Consider the following 14,914-nt stretch of genomic DNA (forward strand, 5'->3'; position numbering starts at 1 on the left):
GAAATCAAGGTGTGACAATAAAATTAACACAGATGTTAATGGACTTGTTTGGTTTTGAGGTTGTATTCAAAAGGGATAGAATATGCGCCCGCATCAAAACTGATGCCCAAAATATCTTTTTTAAGATAAAAGCCATTTGCATTTTTTAGCGCAATAAAATTTCGATCTTCAGCATAGTATCGGTATAGATATTGCAGATCTGCGCTATCACAGTCATTAGACGTTTTAGAAAGCGTTGCTGTTTTATTTTCAATACATGGGTCAAGTTGCTGAGCAATTTCATTTGAGATTTGTGCTGCAGACAATTGATATTTTTGTAGTATTTGGGACAATGTTGCGAACTGTTTATTTTTTAAATCGATCACGTAATACTTTTCACGAAAATAGCTTCGTCCGCCTTCAATTTCTAAATGAGTATAAACACTTAAATAGTTTTGATCCTGATAGATCTTTCCTGAACTAAAGTCGATACGTGTAGCATCATCTGCCAAAAGTTCGTGTTTGATCTGTTGGTTGATTTTTTCAAAACCTTTGCCTTGGATAAAGGGAAAATTTCCTGAAAAGTTTATGTATTTTGAAGGAATCGCTTGGGTTGTAAAGGTGATGGTTTCAGCAGAAGCTATACAGCTGAGTAGCAGCATTGAGAGTGATAGTATATTTTTAATTTTCATACTGTTATTTCTAGAGTTATTTGAGTCACTATAGATGCATTATAAAACAAGGAAGACTCTATGAGGGTACAAGAAAAGTATTTTTAGACGTATTCAAATTTAAAATTTTAATGATAAAAAAGAGAGCCGAAGCTCTCTGATTTTGCGGTAAGTAAAATTATTCAGTCTTTGCTTTAGCGTTCGACTTTTTCTTTTTTGCTTTAGCCTTTTTCTTCACTTTATCTTTAGCCTTTGTTTCAGGCTGAGTTGCAGCACTTTTTCCAGGTTTCTTAGTGTAAGAGCTGGGTTTTCCTTTGGGCTTTTTCTTTCGAATGGGACGTTCCCCATCTTCGCTGGCATTCCCACTGTCAGATTCAGATTTAACTTTGACAGGACGTTCAGAAAAAACTTCTTCTTTGGCAACGGGTTTTGCAACACGTGGTGCACGACTACGGATTACACGGCCCGCATGCGACAGTTGTTGTAACAATTCAAAATCAATCTTACGTTCTTCTAGGTTAACCCCAGCAACTTTAATCTTGACTTCGTCACCCAAGCCAAAGGCTTGACCACGATTTTGACCGACTAAATTTTGACTAACTTGGTCATAAACAAAGTAGTCATCACCCAATTGACTCACGTGAATCATACCATCCACATATAAGTCTTTTAGGGTTACAAATAAACCAAATTCAGCGGTTGCACTGATCACACCAACAAATTCTTCGCCTAAATGCTGCTGCATATAGTGACATTTCAGCCATGAAGTAACCGAACGCGAAGCCTCATCTGCACGACGTTCAGTCGCTGAGAAATGTTCACCCGCATCTTCTAACGCCGCACCTGAAAGAGGATACTTTTTGTTGGTTAAACTGGCTTTAATCGCACGATGTAATAGCAGGTCAGGGTAGCGACGAATTGGTGAAGTGAAATGGGTATATGCTTCATAAGCCAAGCCATAGTGCCCCACATTTTTTGGACCATAGTAGGCTTGCATCATTGAACGTAACAACACCGCATGAATACTTGGTGCATCAATACGATCTTTGGTTGCTTCAATCACCGTTTGATAATCGGCTTGTGTCGGTTGGTCTGGGAATTTAAAGCCCAATAATTTTACAAAGTCTTTTACTTTTTGAATGCGTGAAAACTCTGGTGCTTCATGCACACGGTACAACATTGGAACTTCATTTTTTAAGCAATATTCCGCTGCTGCAACGTTAGCAAGCAACATACATTCTTCAATAAGCTTATGCGCAACATTACGTGAACGCGGTAAAATTTCTTTAATTCCACCCAATTCATCAAAAGTCATGTAGGTTTCAACGGTTTCAAATTCCATTGCATGACGTTGTGCACGTAAACCTTTTAAGGTTTCATACAATTGGTAGAGCGTATTGACCGATTTACGGACATCACGATCTTCAGGAATCGCATTGCTGTCGCCATCCAAATATTGTGCAACTTGGGTATAGGTTAAACGTGCTTTTGAATGCATCACTGACGGATAAAATTCAAATTTAGTCACTTTACCAGCACGACTTAAATTTAAATCACACACCATGCATAAACGGTCAACATGTGGATTTAAAGAACATAAGCCATTTGAAAGTGCTTCAGGCAACATTGGTAATACATAGTGTGGGAAATACACCGATGTACCACGTTCTTGCGCTTCATCATCTAAAGGTTTACCAACACGGACATAATGACTGACATCTGCAATCGCGACAACGACACGATAGCCACCACCAGGACGTTTTTCCGCATAGACTGCATCATCGAAATCACGTGCGTCTTCACCATCAATGGTGACTAAAGGCAAATCTCGTAAATCTATACGGCCATGACGATCTTTTGCAGAAGGTTCTTTAAATGCTTCAGCTTCTTTGATGACTTCTTCTGGGAACTCATAAGGTAAACCATATTCTAAAATGGTTTGCGGGATAATGATTTCAGTATCTGCTTTATCCGCCATTGACTGAATCACATGACCTGTCGCAAATTCATCTCGAGTTGGATAGTCATCAATTTCAACACGTAATGCATCGCCGACTTTGGCTTTGGCATGTTCAATCAGTTCTTTTTCTAAAGTTATGGGTTGATGTGCATTTGGAGGTGCAGGTTGAATAAAGTATTCACCTTCAAATTCTGCAACTTTACCGATCAATTGTTTAACTCGACGTTGAGTCACTTCGGTAATATAGCCCCAAGCTTTACCTTTACGGTCTACAGAAGTTTGTTGGACTTTAACGCGGTCACCATGGAAGACTTGACGTAATTCGCGTTCAGGGAGAAGGAATTCATCTTTCTTACCATCTAAGCTTGCAACGCCTAAACCTTTAGCGTTGACATAAACAGTAGCGTCTAGGGTAGGTTGATCTGCCATCAGCTGATATTTAAAACCATCTTTCATCAACTGACCATCACGGACCATTGCACTTAAACGATGGCTGAGCGCATCTATACTTTTTTGATCGACAATTTCAAGCAGTTCAACAAGATCTGCATGTGACAATGCTTCTTGTTTTCGTTCAATGATTTCTAAGATAAGGGTACGACTTGGAATGGGATTGTCGTAACGCTCAGCTTCAGCTTTGGCTTCAGGATCGACCCAATTTTTCATGATGTATTTGGTTTCTAGTCAGAAGATAGGATTAGCATAAGACATACAGTGGAATACTGCACGTAATTGATTGCAATATTGTGTTTTTAATTTAGTTTTTAGAGAAAATTTCTAGGTATTTGTAGATTGTGATTATTTTGTAGCATAAAAAAACAACAAAATGATGAAAATCGCTTAAAAAGTATTTAATTGAGTAAATTTCTCTATTTTTTTTAATGTCATCACTTGCCGAATCGGGTTTTAGTTTGTATTATGGCGGCTCGTTACGGTGAGATGGGTGAGTGGCTGAAACCACATCCCTGCTAAGGATGCATACGGGTAACTGTATCGAGGGTTCGAATCCCTCTCTCACCGCCAACGATTACTTATGACGCGCTCATAGCTCAGCTGGATAGAGCACTTGGCTACGAACTAAGGGGTCGGGAGTTCGAATCTCTCTGAGCGCACCAACTTGAAGAATTAACCGCATACATTGCGGTTTTTTTGTGCCTGGAGTTTAGGTCGATGATTTTAGACCGGTGATTTTAGCTGGTTGAATATCTTGATTCTCTTGGCTATTTTTCGAAAAATAAAATAGCTAAATGCAATAAGCCCAATAATAATGCCAGTTATCTCTAAATAGGAAAAAGTGCTAATTTTAAAAAGAAAAAAGATGCTGATTAAACTTAGACTAAGCCACAATAAACAGAAAAATAGCATTTCATTAAAGAAGAATACTTGAAAGAGCCATTTGCGTAATGCCTTATTTTTAATTCGCGTCAGAAATAAAAACCGATGTTTAAAACCGAATGAACTGTTTGGCGAGATTTCAGCTTTGGACAGCAGCATTCGATAAAAATGGATCTCATCAAAAGACGCATTGAGTTTATTTTTAACAGGCTGTTGTGTCTTTTCATGATTATTTAACCATCTATCCACCTCAAAGCAGGGCAGTAAAGACTCTCCAAAACCATCGATATCTAAATATCGATTTTGGGGTGTTTTAAGTTCAAAAGATTTTGGCAGCCAATATTTGGATGGTGATGGACTTTTGGGATCTCGATGTTTTTCTTCGATGAAATGGATCATATCCACCATTTCATTGTTAGCTTCTATGCTAAATGGATCAATCATCATTGCCATAATATCGGTAATATTAAGCTCGACTGAAAATGTTGGAGTACGTTGTAAATATTGTAAAAATGATTGAGCTAAAGTTGCTACTTTTTCATCATTATAGAGTGCTGACCATATATTGAGTCTGGATTTAAATGTTTCACAGCTTTTTAAGATCGTTGCCCGAAAGACGTAATAGCTTAAGCCATCTTCATCTTGAAGAGTGGTAATGTCTTCAACTTTAAATAAGGCCAACCAAAATAATGGAATAGAGTATTTAACTTCTTGATAGGTTTCATTTTCATCCATTTCACCCGTGGTTCTATCGAGATCGGATGAAATTAAAAGTGTTGAGTAATGTCCCATTGTTTCCTTTTATCATCTGAGTTTTATAGTTTATTAAACAAATTTGAAAAAAATTCTTTTAGTTGATTTTTAGGTTTTTGATTTACCGTTTGCGATTCAGTTTTAATAAATTGGACCATATCAGCATCTAAACCATTTCGCATATTCTCTTCTAGATATAGTTCAACAGATAGAGCTAAGTAACAGTAAGCTTTAACCTTTTTTAGGTTAGGTTTTTTAAGGAGTTGAGGGTAAAAATTTAACATTTCGATTAAAATTGAGTATACGTTTGGGGTGTCAGGTTCTTCAGCCATCGCAAATAAATCATCAAGTCTAAGAATTATATATTCTTGACTTTGGCTTTTTAAAAAATCTAGAAATAATTGAGAGAGCTGTAGTGCTTCCTGACCAAAGTGGATCCATATCCCAAAATATTTTTGAAAATTATAAATAGCATTTAATCGATTGGTTTGTAAGTAATAATAGGAATATTCATCCTCTATGTGAGATTCATAAAGATGGATATTTTCTTTAGAAAAAAGTGCTAACCAAAATAAAGGGATTAAATTTTTCGATGCAAAGTATGGCGTATCGGCATCATTGAAATCGTATTCAGGGGAGAGACTATTCGAAAAATGCAAAGTAATATAACAGCTCATTTTTAATATAGTGGCTAAGAATTATTAATTAATAAAACTACAAAATTTAAGAAAAGTCTACACCTATAATTGCAATTAAATCTACACGTCTATTCTTGTCGCAGAGCAAGGATTGCAACATCTATTCTAGAGCTAAAAACTTTAAAATAATAAAATAACCGGAGCTTTAGAAAGAAGAACATGAAGAAATATACAGATGGATATTATATTTACCAGCATGTTGATTTTATTTGTCATTTCAACCGGCAACAGTGTGATGGCTGTAATCGCACGCTGACAGGTTTTGTCTATGAACTGCAAATCCAAAGTTTAGAAAATGAATCTGTCATCTTCTGTGCTGAATGTATGGAATTGTTAGATGTGGTGAATGCCGAATAATTGCTTCGGGTCGATGATTGTTCAATTTTAACTACGCCTATTTTTCTCGCTAAAAAAGTAAGCATTCTCTAGCATTATTTTTATAGAAAAGCTTATCTGATAATCATATTTATTTAGAAAAAATTCTCACTGTAAGATAGTTCCAAATCATTTTTTCTGCTTTAGAGCGTAACAATAAAATAATTATTTTGGACGATTTCTTTGAATTGGCAATATATCTACAGTGTGATGCCACAGTTTGCTTCGGCAATGGTGACGACACTCAAAATCTCAATCATCAGTATTATTCTCGCAATATTGGTTGGTTTAATTTGCAGTATTCTCATTACCTATCGGGTACGGGGCTTTGACAAAATTGCCAAAATTTACATTGAATTATCACGCAATACGCCCTTATTGATTCAGTTATTTTTTCTCTATTACGGTTTACCAAAACTGGGGATTAAAATTGATGGATTTACCTGTGGGGTCATTGGTTTAACTTTTCTAGGTGGAAGCTATATGGCTGAAGCCTTTCGTGCGGGTTTACAAGCTGTGGCCAAAGGGCAAATTGATTCTGGTGAAAGTATTGGACTGAATCCACTGCAAGTTTTTCAATATGTGATCTTCCCTCAAGCTCTAGCAATTTCAATTCCTGCAATTGGTGCAAATTGTTTATTTCTGATTAAAGAAAGTTCTGTGGTGAGTGCCATCGCAGTGGTGGAACTATTGTTTGTCACCAAAGACTTAATTGGTATGGATTATAAAACCACAGAAGCATTGTTTCTCTTGATCATGTCTTATCTGATTATTTTATTGCCTGTGTCTATTCTCACCAGTTATCTGGAATACCGCAGTCGGAAGGTGAGCCATGGAATTTGATTATCTGTTTCAACCCAGTCATCTTGCACGATTACTGGAAGGGCTGTGGGTTACTGCAAAAATTGCCTTTATATCAGTATTTTTTTCAGCAATTTTTGGCACGATTTTCGGTGTCATTATGACGTCAAAAAATTTACTGATTAAAAGTTTTTGTCGATTGTATTTAGAAGCGATTCGGATTATTCCAATTCTGGTTTTATTGTTTGTTTTCTATTTTGGCTTTGCAACATGGTTTAACTGGCAGCTCTCAGCGGTACTGGTATGTATTGTGGTTTTTGTATTGTGGGGGACTGCTGAAATGGGCGATTTAGTCCGTGCTGCCATCACATCGATAGATCAACATCAACGCGATTCTGCACATGCACTTGGCCTGAGTCCTATCCAAACTTTGGGCTATGTGATTTTCCCGCAGAGTTTAAAAAGAGTCACGCCGGGCGCAATCAATTTATTCACGCGTATGATTAAAACCAGCTCCTTGGCAGTGCTGATTGGCGTGGTCGAAGTGATTAAAGTTGGACAGCAAATTATTGAAAATTCGCTGTTAATTGTTCCGAATGCATCTCTTTGGATTTATGGTTTGATCTTTATTTTATATTTTATCATTTGCTATCCCTTATCCCGTTTAGCGACGCATTTAGAAAAAGTTTGGGAGTAATCATGACTTTGTTATCTATACAACATTTACAGAAATCATTTGCAGAAAGTCATATTTTACAAGGCATAGATTTGGACGTAAAACAGGGTGAAGTCGTGGTGATCCTTGGTCCATCGGGATGTGGGAAAAGCACATTGTTGCGTTGTATCAATGGCTTGGAAAAAATTCAGGGTGGCACAATCAATTTAGCTGGCTCAGGTGTATTGGGCAAAGATTTAGCGTGGGTGGATGTACGTCAAAAAATTGGCATGGTGTTTCAAAACTATGAACTTTTTGGGCATATGAATGTGATTGATAACATTTTATTAGGCCCTTTAAAAGTTCAAAAACGAACAAGAGCTGAAGCTGAGAAAGTCGCAGACGAATTATTGAAACGTGTCGGTTTATACGATCGTAAGCGAGATTATCCGCGACAGTTATCGGGTGGGCAAAAGCAACGTATCGCAATTGTGCGTTCATTGGTGATGCAGCCTCAAGTGATTCTGCTAGATGAAATCACCGCTGCTTTAGACCCTGAAATGGTCCGTGAAGTATTAGATGTGGTTTTAAAACTTGCACATGAAGGAATGACCATGTTGATCGTGACTCATGAAATGTCTTTTGCCAGAAAAGTCGCAGACCGAATTATTTTTATGGATAAAGGCAAAATTATTGAGCAAGCCACACCTGAACAATTTTTTGAGCATCCACAGACTGAACGGGCAAAAGCCTTTTTAAATATGTTGAATTACTAACAGTAATTTAGACATCAATATTCACCCTAATAGCAACACATAATGATCTATAAAAATGAGGATGTATGGCTTTATCTTATTTAACTCAACCATCGATTTTTTTTAATATTTCCAACGTTGTTCGAACATTGAGTGTGGGCTTATGTATGGGAATGTTGAGCGCATGTAGTCAGCCAACTGAACCAAATGCATCAGCGGAGCAAAATACCCAGAATGATCAATCTTTAGATCAGATTAAACAGCAGGGCGTGTTTCGTGTGGCTGTTTTTGCAGATAATCCACCATTTGGTTATGTGGACAGTGCAGGTAAACCACAAGGTTTTGATATCGCTTTAGCAAAAAGAGTGACCAAAGATTTGCTTGGGGATGAAAATAAAGTTGAATTTGTGGTGACTGAGGCTGCTAATCGGGTGGAGTTTTTAAAATCGGGTAAAGCAGATGCGGTATTTGCCAGCTTTTCAGTCACTCCTGAACGTAAACAAGTGGTTGATTTTGCTCAACCGTATTTAAAGGCTGCTTTAGGCATCGTATCGCCTAAAGCCAAGACGATTACAGATATTCAGCAGCTTGAAGGCAAAACCTTGATCGTCAATAAAGGCTCGACATCAGATATTTATTTCACTAAGAATTACCCAAAAATTAATTTATTAAAGTTTGAACAAAATACTGATGCCTTTAATGCATTGAAAGATGGTCGTGGTGATGCAATTTCTCAAGACAGTACTTATGCCTTGGCATGGGCAGCTGAGAATCCAACATTTACGGCGGGAATTCAACAAATTGGTAATCAAGACTTTATTGCACCTGCAGTGAAAAAGGGCAATAGCCAACTTCTAAATTGGCTCAATACTGAAATTTCAAGCTTACAAAAAACAGGTGAAATTCAGAAGATTTATGATCAGACCTTAAAGCCTGTTTACGGTGGAACTGTGGATGCTCAAGTCTTTTTGGATGTGACACCGAAATAAAAATTGCATTAAAGCGTTTAACTATGAAAAGAAATCATTGTTTAAATATGAAAATAGATCAGAGGAAAATTAAATGAATATATCAATAAAACAGCTGACTCATCTACTTGCGGCCTCAGTGCTTAGCTTAGGGTTAGCGGCGTGTAATAAAAACGCGTCAACAACTGAAAAAGCTGCTGAACCTGAAAAAACCAGCTCAAGTATCGAGCAAATTAAGAAAAATGGTGTGGTTCGTATCGGGGTGTTTAGTGATAAGCCGCCTTTTGGTTACTTGGACGCACAAGGTAAAAACCAAGGTTTTGATGTGGAAATTGCCAAGCATGTTGCCAAAGACCTATTGGGAGATGAAAACAAAGTTCAGTTTGTTTTAACGGAAGCTGCCAATCGTGTGGAGTACCTTAAAGCCAATAAGGTGGATATTATTTTTGCCAATTTCACCGTGACACCTGAACGCAAGGAAGTTGTCGATTTTGCCAAGCCTTATTTAAAGGTTTCTTTGGGCGTTGTATCACCTAAAGCTAAGCCGATTACAGATATTGCGCAGCTTAAAGACCAGACTTTATTGGTCAATAAAGGCACGACAGCAGACTCATTCTTTAGCAAATCACATCCTGAAATTAAATTACAGAAGTACGAGCAGAATACAGAGACCTTTGATGCGCTGAAAGATGGACGTGGTGTGGCTTTGGCACATGACAATTTATTGGTACTGGCTTGGGCAAAAGAGAACCCAAATTACACCGTGGGTATTACCAGCTTAGGTCAGCATGATTTAATTGCACCTGCAGTCAAAAAAGGCGATAAAGAATTATTGGATTGGTTGAATCAAGACTTAGAAAAATTATCTAAAGCAGGGGTTATCCAGCAAGCCTATGAAAAGACGTTAAAACCTGTCTACGGTGATAGCATTAATCCAAAAGATTTATTGGTTGAGTAAAACCCTTAAAACTTAAGTTTGCTCTTTTAAAAATATCATCGACTTTAACTGGGAAAACATGATTTGCATTTAATTGATCTTTTTCACAAAGGTCTCTTGTGCAAGTAGATGTTTTCCTTTTTTTGTCATAGGTTGCATAAGTGCCAATTCATCACCTGTGTTTTTCTCAAGTAAAATAGAATGTGGTTGATCCTCAGCAAATAAAAATTGCTCACCCCATTGACGTAATGCCACGATGATCGGGAACAGTGCGTAACCTTGTTCAGTGAGCACATATTCCAAATAGGCTGAGCCATTAGAAGCGGGTTGGTTCTTTAGAATTTGAGCATCAATAAGTTTAGCCAAACGATCAGATAAAATATTTTTGGCGACATTTAAATTTTTTTGAAAATCACTAAATCGTTTTACCCCATCAAAAGCTTCGCGAATGATCAATAAAGCCCAACGATCTCCAATCAATTGCACTGACCGTGCAACTGGGCAAGCTTCATATCTGTCTTGATTCATCAGTCGTTCCTTTCATCTTAAAAAATAGACTATAAATCTAGTTGCAATTTAAAACAAGATTGCGTAATTTAATCTGGTTGCAAATTAAAACCAGATTGGTGCAAAATGAACAAAACAGATCATCATCAGCGCAATAAAACAAGAGAGCAAAAGCAATCCCATCTTTCTCCAGCCTTGGTGATGCTGTTGGCGTGTGCTGCTGGATTGAGTGTTGCAAATGTTTATTATGCACAGCCATTGCTGGATTTGATTGCCCAAGATTTTAAATTAGATTATTCGTGGGCGGGGTTAGTTGTTTCATTGACTCAAGTGGGATCAATCATTGCATTAATTTTTATTGTGCCTTTAGGCGATTTATTACCACGAAAATCTTTGATGTTGTTTCAGTCCATCATTTTATGCCTAGCTTTAATCTCGTTGGTTTTTTCAGATCATATTTTCACGTTGTTATTGAGTATGCTGATTGTGGGCATGTTGGGCACAGCGATGACCCAAGGCTTAATTGTTTATGCATCAGTTTTGGCAGCTGCTGATGAACGCGGCAAAATCGTCGGTACAGTCCAAGCTGGTGTGTTGATTGGCATACTTTTATCTCGGGTACTGTCTGGTAGTTTAGCTGATTGGTTTGGATGGCAAGGGGTATATATATTCTCTGTACTATGTATGAGTATGATCAGTGTGTTTTTATGGAAATACTTAGCTGTTATCCGTATCGAAAAAGATCCTATTCAGCAATCTACTTATTCCCAGATGATCTTTACATTGTTTGAACAATTTTTTAAAAATAGAGTGTTACAGATTAGAGGCGTACTTGCTTTCATCATTTTCGTCAATTTAAATCTGTTTTGGAATGCTCTGGTGTTTCCTTTATCTGTCCAGCCTTTTGAATATTCACATAGTTTGATTGGTTTTTTAGGCATCATTGGTGCTATTGGTGCGGTTATGGCAATCCGTGTTGGTGGGTTGGCTGATCGAGGCTATGCGCAGCGTGTTACACAATATGCGTTTCTATTACTGATTGGAGCTTGGGTCATTTTAACCAGCTTATATTTTTCAATTTGGATTTTTATTTTAGCGATTATTTTATTGGATGTGGCCATTCAATCAGTTCATGTGATTAATCAAAGTCTGATCTTCCAAGCCGATATTCGATTACATGGGCGATTGGTTGGTGCTTATATGTTGTTTTATGCATTGGGCAGTGCTGTGGGATCATTACTGGCAACAACACTCTATGGTCATTGGGGATGGTATATCGTGTGTGCGGCTGGAGTCCTATTGAGTGTAGTTGGCTATTTATTTTGGTTGTTTACTGAAAAATATTTAATTCAATTTCAAATGAAACAGCATGCAAGCAGTGTATAAATGCATAAATTCTAGGTTTTTTGTCGATTTAAAGATAAATAGCCCAAATACTAAACACTTGGTGTTTAACTATTGAAATAATCCTTAACAAAAAAATGAAAAGGCGTATAATGCGTCCCATCAAGACGTCGCGCTCATAGCTCAGCTGGATAGAGCACTTGGCTACGAACTAAGGGGTCGGGAGTTCGAATCTCTCTGAGCGCACCAACTTGATAAAATATTTAAAAAAACCGCTTTATTGCGGTTTTTTTGTGCCTAAAAAATGGCACAATGAGTGAGATAATAAAAATAAGGCCAATCATTCATGCATAAATATTTCTCATTGTTTATCGTGCTGTTCATCAGTCAAATGATCGGATGTACCGCCATTCTTTGGAATAACAGTGATTCTGGCAGGTTGGCGACGGGTAAAGTGGTTTCAACCCATGCAGATCGTGTGATTGTAGATCAGGATCAAATTGTCGGTTTTGCCTATTTAGAAGAAAATGCCTCCTCAAAAAATAGCCATGATAGAAGCAATGTAGATCGCTCCTTAATCGTGGTTGGGCAAAAATATGCGTATATGATTGATATTGGAAATAAGGAAATTTTAGAGACCATTCAATCTGATTTAGACCCCAAGTATTGGCGGATCAAACCAGTCCGTCCGAGTGCCAAGCATTTTAGCTTGTCTTTAATGCCTGAAAGCGATGATCAAAAAAATCCACAAGCAACTCAATTTAGCGGTGATATTGAACTGTATTATGCAAAAAACAATTTAACTGAACAGGAAGAAAATAGGTTATCTCGACTTGGACTGAGTCAGTACGAATATGGTCAGGAAAACTCTGAATTTTATCAAAGAAAAATTGGATTGGTTGGGCGTATTGTGGGTTTAAACGCTGAAATTAAAAATATGAAATTTCAAAACTTTAATCAGAACTATACGATTGCGATGTATACACAAGGAAAAACCAAATACTCACTACATTCTAAAACACTGTTGCAGAAAGTCGCCTTAACCCCAGTCACTTTAGTCGGTGATCTGGTCGTAATCCCGTTATATTTCCTATTTAATATTGGCACAACAATCAAACATCTGGCTGATTAATTGAGTTTTAAAAGCCCAATCAGCACTACTTTACTTTTTGAGCAAAAATTGCATTTGCACCCAGTGCAGGTAACATTTCATGGTAGGGTAAACTGCGTGCTGCTTTGAGTAGAAATGGTGCTTTTTCATCAATTTTGATGGTGGTGGTCATTTTGAGTAAGGTGTTATTGCCTTGGGGTAAAAATTGAATTTGACCTTTGAGATAACGTAGATCACCGCCATTGGCATAGAAGTTATTTTCAGTGGCTTTGGGATAGCTAAAACGCATTTTAAAATCAAATGGGATGCTAATAACCCCCAATCCGACACTGACTTTAAAGTCTGCATCTTGTCCTTGTGTGTTGATCGCTGTGGTTTTAATACTTTTGATTTGTTTTGGAAAAATTTCTTTATAGGATAAGGGTTGTGTCCAACGTTGTAATTGTAGCGGGGTGGCATTTAAATATTGATAGCTTGTGGTAAAGCGTAAAACTTCCCGACCATGGGTATAAGGTACAGTAACAGGATTAAGTACAATACTGACGGGCTGTTGCACGTTGGCACTGACCTGAACAATTTTATTGATTTGAGCTGTATTTAATTGTGGGCTAGGCAGTTGCCCTGCATTTAATGCCGTCACTTTTTTAGCCGTGTATTTATTTTTGAGTGCTTCTAAAACAAAGGCGCTCGAACCATTTGGAATCGCCAGTTTTACTTCAGGGAAAGCATTTAAAATTTTCTTAAATAGGAAACCCTGCGGTTGGTTTAAATCGCCCCATTGTGTCAGGGTCACTAAGGTTTTGTTGTCAGCTAAATTGAACCATTCAAATTTCCCTAATGCATAAGGAATTGGGCCATCAATCACCATGGTTGAAATGCTATTTTGTCCAATTTGATGTTGCATCACCACATCTTCATTAAAATTCAATACAGGTATCGGTGTCGGGATGGAAATACGATATTTCAATTGACTGACAGGTCCTGCTGTTTCGATGACTTTTGCTGATTTTAAAGTCGGGAATAACCCAACATATTGCGTGTAATTGCTTAATGTTTTAGCCACTTCTTGGCTACTTACAGGCACAACAATGGCTGCTGTTGAAAATTTAGCTATAGGTTGGGGCTGTTTGCTGAATGTTGGTAGCGACGTCTTGGTCGCTGGATGGGCATAAATTAAGATATTGTCTTGAGCAATTGCCGCAATTTGCTGGGCATTATTGCCAAATGGCTTTAATGCGCTGGGAATATTATCGGTCCAAGTGACCAATTTCGCGAAACTGATTTGATTGATACCGATTAAGAGCACTAGACCGATATTTAAATAAAAAGCTTTCATCACAATTCCTTTTGCGCCTTGATAAGCGGCAATCTTTTGTTTTTATAAAAACCATTTGTATGAAAGACCCTAAAAGGATTCACTTTTAAAAAATAGAGGTGTTCTGTAAAACAAGATGAAAATCCGCATCTCGCTGGAAAAATCTAGTGTAATATCTTGGCATCGTAAAATATTTGTATTGAAGCAACTATGTCAGACACCCAGCCTGCATTATCTGCACGTTATTATCTTAATTTAGAAGAATCTCAAGACGGTTTTAAATTGGCAACTTTTGGTAAAAAGCAAATTAGCCAATTTCTCACGCCTTTGGTCAGCATCGGAATCATCGTTTGGGGGATTTACCTCGGTTTAGAGGGTGTGGGTAAATATTATGTTTGCTTAGGTGCTTTTTTCTTAATTCTGCAAATGCTGATGCGGTATTGGTTTTTACCGATGATGTTTAAACGCCAATTCGTTAAATATCAATTTGGTAAAAGCGAACAAGGTATTGAATTATTTCAAGACTATATGGAATTATTCAGTAGTGGCCGTCCAAAACAAGTTCATCATTATTCAGATGTAGATAAATTTGCAGAAGGCAAGCTTACCTATATGATCGAATTAAAAAATCGTACTGTGGTGATTGTGCCTAAACGAGCATTTGCTACACCCGCAGATCAAACGATTTTTATCAATACTTTTAAAAAGTAATTTGGAATTATAAAGTTTTTAACGCTGAGCAATAAGAAG

The 14,914-nt window shown here is 37.4% G+C and carries 15 protein-coding genes and 3 tRNA genes; 12 read left to right on the top strand and 6 right to left on the bottom strand.

What is annotated here, in order from left to right:
• Nucleotides 1–35: 35 nt before the first annotated feature.
• Both F981_RS21600 and rnr read right to left on the bottom strand, forming a co-directional pair.
• Nucleotides 36–671 carry a hypothetical protein gene (locus F981_RS21600; protein WP_016539380.1) on the bottom strand — a complete coding sequence of 212 codons (636 nt, stop codon included), beginning with the start codon at nt 669–671 and terminating at the stop codon, nt 36–38.
• Between the two features lie 157 nt (nt 672–828).
• Nucleotides 829–3,279 (bottom strand): ribonuclease R, encoded by a 2,451-nt coding sequence (gene rnr, locus F981_RS21605; protein WP_212749879.1) that lies wholly within the window; start codon nt 3,277–3,279, stop codon nt 829–831.
• Nucleotides 3,280–3,543: 264 nt separating this feature from the next.
• Between rnr and F981_RS21610 the strand changes: the two genes are divergently transcribed.
• Together F981_RS21610 and F981_RS21615 are read left to right on the top strand one after the other, a co-directional pair.
• Nucleotides 3,544–3,633 (top strand) — tRNA-Ser (locus F981_RS21610).
• Between the two features lie 15 nt (nt 3,634–3,648).
• A tRNA-Arg gene (locus tag F981_RS21615) sits at nt 3,649–3,725 on the top strand.
• A 61-nt stretch (nt 3,726–3,786) separates the two neighbouring features.
• Here the strand turns inward: F981_RS21615 and F981_RS21620 are convergent.
• Together F981_RS21620 and F981_RS21625 are read right to left on the bottom strand one after the other, a co-directional pair.
• Entirely contained in the window at nt 3,787–4,737 is a 951-nt protein-coding gene (locus F981_RS21620) for a hypothetical protein (protein WP_004725755.1), read from the bottom strand.
• A 23-nt stretch (nt 4,738–4,760) separates the two neighbouring features.
• Nucleotides 4,761–5,375, bottom strand: a complete 615-nt coding sequence (locus F981_RS21625) for a hypothetical protein (RefSeq protein WP_004725757.1) — start codon at nt 5,373–5,375, stop codon at nt 4,761–4,763.
• Between the two features lie 180 nt (nt 5,376–5,555).
• Here F981_RS21625 and F981_RS21630 point away from each other — a divergent pair, with 180 nt between their 5' ends.
• The 6 genes from F981_RS21630 to F981_RS21655 all read left to right on the top strand — a co-directional run bounded on the left by F981_RS21630 (nt 5,556) and on the right by F981_RS21655 (nt 9,908).
• Nucleotides 5,556–5,753, top strand: coding sequence for a hypothetical protein (locus F981_RS21630; protein ID WP_004725759.1), 198 nt, complete (start codon nt 5,556–5,558; stop codon nt 5,751–5,753).
• A 201-nt stretch (nt 5,754–5,954) separates the two neighbouring features.
• Complete coding sequence (locus tag F981_RS21635; protein ID WP_004725761.1) at nt 5,955–6,614, top strand: amino acid ABC transporter permease; 660 nt, start codon at nt 5,955–5,957, stop codon at nt 6,612–6,614.
• On the top strand, nt 6,604–7,269 hold the full coding sequence (locus tag F981_RS21640) for an amino acid ABC transporter permease (protein ID WP_004725764.1): 666 nt from the start codon (nt 6,604–6,606) through the stop codon (nt 7,267–7,269). The genes F981_RS21635 and F981_RS21640 overlap by 11 nt, the downstream gene beginning before the upstream one ends.
• A 2-nt stretch (nt 7,270–7,271) precedes the next feature.
• The gene (locus F981_RS21645) at nt 7,272–8,003 is read left to right on the top strand and encodes an amino acid ABC transporter ATP-binding protein (protein ID WP_004725765.1); all 732 of its coding nucleotides are present in this window, start codon (nt 7,272–7,274) and stop codon (nt 8,001–8,003) included.
• 65 nt (nt 8,004–8,068) lie between these two features.
• Nucleotides 8,069–8,971: a cysteine ABC transporter substrate-binding protein gene (locus F981_RS21650; protein WP_004725768.1), complete on the top strand. Its 903-nt coding sequence runs from the start codon at nt 8,069–8,071 to the stop codon at nt 8,969–8,971.
• 73 nt (nt 8,972–9,044) lie between these two features.
• The gene (locus F981_RS21655; protein WP_004725770.1) at nt 9,045–9,908 is read left to right on the top strand and encodes a cysteine ABC transporter substrate-binding protein; all 864 of its coding nucleotides are present in this window, start codon (nt 9,045–9,047) and stop codon (nt 9,906–9,908) included.
• Nucleotides 9,909–9,977: 69 nt separating this feature from the next.
• Here F981_RS21655 and F981_RS21660 read toward each other — a convergent pair whose 3' ends face one another.
• Entirely contained in the window at nt 9,978–10,415 is a 438-nt protein-coding gene (locus tag F981_RS21660) for a winged helix-turn-helix transcriptional regulator (RefSeq protein ID WP_004725772.1), read from the bottom strand.
• Nucleotides 10,416–10,520: 105 nt separating this feature from the next.
• Between F981_RS21660 and F981_RS21665 the strand changes: the two genes are divergently transcribed.
• From F981_RS21665 to F981_RS21675, 3 genes are all read left to right on the top strand, one after another.
• Entirely contained in the window at nt 10,521–11,780 is a 1,260-nt protein-coding gene (locus tag F981_RS21665; RefSeq protein ID WP_004725774.1) for an MFS transporter, read from the top strand.
• A 130-nt stretch (nt 11,781–11,910) separates the two neighbouring features.
• Nucleotides 11,911–11,987: transfer RNA gene (locus tag F981_RS21670), tRNA-Arg, on the top strand.
• A 97-nt stretch (nt 11,988–12,084) separates the two neighbouring features.
• Nucleotides 12,085–12,870, top strand: a complete 786-nt coding sequence (locus tag F981_RS21675; RefSeq protein WP_004725775.1) for a YidX family protein — start codon at nt 12,085–12,087, stop codon at nt 12,868–12,870.
• 25 nt (nt 12,871–12,895) lie between these two features.
• On the opposite strand, the gene F981_RS21680 is transcribed toward F981_RS21675, so the two are convergent.
• Nucleotides 12,896–14,185 (bottom strand): hypothetical protein, encoded by a 1,290-nt coding sequence (locus F981_RS21680; RefSeq protein ID WP_004725776.1) that lies wholly within the window; start codon nt 14,183–14,185, stop codon nt 12,896–12,898.
• Nucleotides 14,186–14,374: 189 nt separating this feature from the next.
• Between F981_RS21680 and F981_RS21685 the strand changes: the two genes are divergently transcribed.
• A complete protein-coding gene (locus tag F981_RS21685) occupies nt 14,375–14,875 on the top strand; it encodes a YcxB family protein (RefSeq protein WP_004725782.1) in 501 nt (166 codons plus the stop codon).
• Nucleotides 14,876–14,914 lie beyond the last annotated feature (39 nt).

It is taken from the genome of Acinetobacter guillouiae CIP 63.46, from assembly GCF_000368145.1.
GTDB lineage: Bacteria > Pseudomonadota > Gammaproteobacteria > Pseudomonadales > Moraxellaceae > Acinetobacter > Acinetobacter guillouiae.

What these genes read in the sequence shown, in the direction of transcription:
- F981_RS21600 (WP_016539380.1), bottom strand. Translation starts at nt 671, where the DNA reads ATGAAAATTAAAAATATACTATCACTCTCAATGCTGCTACTCAGCTGT.
- F981_RS21620 (WP_004725755.1), bottom strand. Translation starts at nt 4,737, where the DNA reads ATGGGACATTACTCAACACTTTTAATTTCATCCGATCTCGATAGAACC.
- F981_RS21625 (WP_004725757.1), bottom strand. Translation starts at nt 5,375, where the DNA reads ATGAGCTGTTATATTACTTTGCATTTTTCGAATAGTCTCTCCCCTGAA.
- F981_RS21630 (WP_004725759.1), top strand. Translation starts at nt 5,556, where the DNA reads ATGAAGAAATATACAGATGGATATTATATTTACCAGCATGTTGATTTT.
- F981_RS21640 (WP_004725764.1), top strand. Translation starts at nt 6,604, where the DNA reads ATGGAATTTGATTATCTGTTTCAACCCAGTCATCTTGCACGATTACTG.
- F981_RS21645 (WP_004725765.1), top strand. Translation starts at nt 7,272, where the DNA reads ATGACTTTGTTATCTATACAACATTTACAGAAATCATTTGCAGAAAGT.
- F981_RS21650 (WP_004725768.1), top strand. Translation starts at nt 8,069, where the DNA reads ATGGCTTTATCTTATTTAACTCAACCATCGATTTTTTTTAATATTTCC.
- F981_RS21655 (WP_004725770.1), top strand. Translation starts at nt 9,045, where the DNA reads ATGAATATATCAATAAAACAGCTGACTCATCTACTTGCGGCCTCAGTG.
- F981_RS21660 (WP_004725772.1), bottom strand. Translation starts at nt 10,415, where the DNA reads ATGAATCAAGACAGATATGAAGCTTGCCCAGTTGCACGGTCAGTGCAA.
- F981_RS21665 (WP_004725774.1), top strand. Translation starts at nt 10,521, where the DNA reads ATGAACAAAACAGATCATCATCAGCGCAATAAAACAAGAGAGCAAAAG.
- F981_RS21675 (WP_004725775.1), top strand. Translation starts at nt 12,085, where the DNA reads ATGCATAAATATTTCTCATTGTTTATCGTGCTGTTCATCAGTCAAATG.
- F981_RS21680 (WP_004725776.1), bottom strand. Translation starts at nt 14,185, where the DNA reads ATGAAAGCTTTTTATTTAAATATCGGTCTAGTGCTCTTAATCGGTATC.
- F981_RS21685 (WP_004725782.1), top strand. Translation starts at nt 14,375, where the DNA reads ATGTCAGACACCCAGCCTGCATTATCTGCACGTTATTATCTTAATTTA.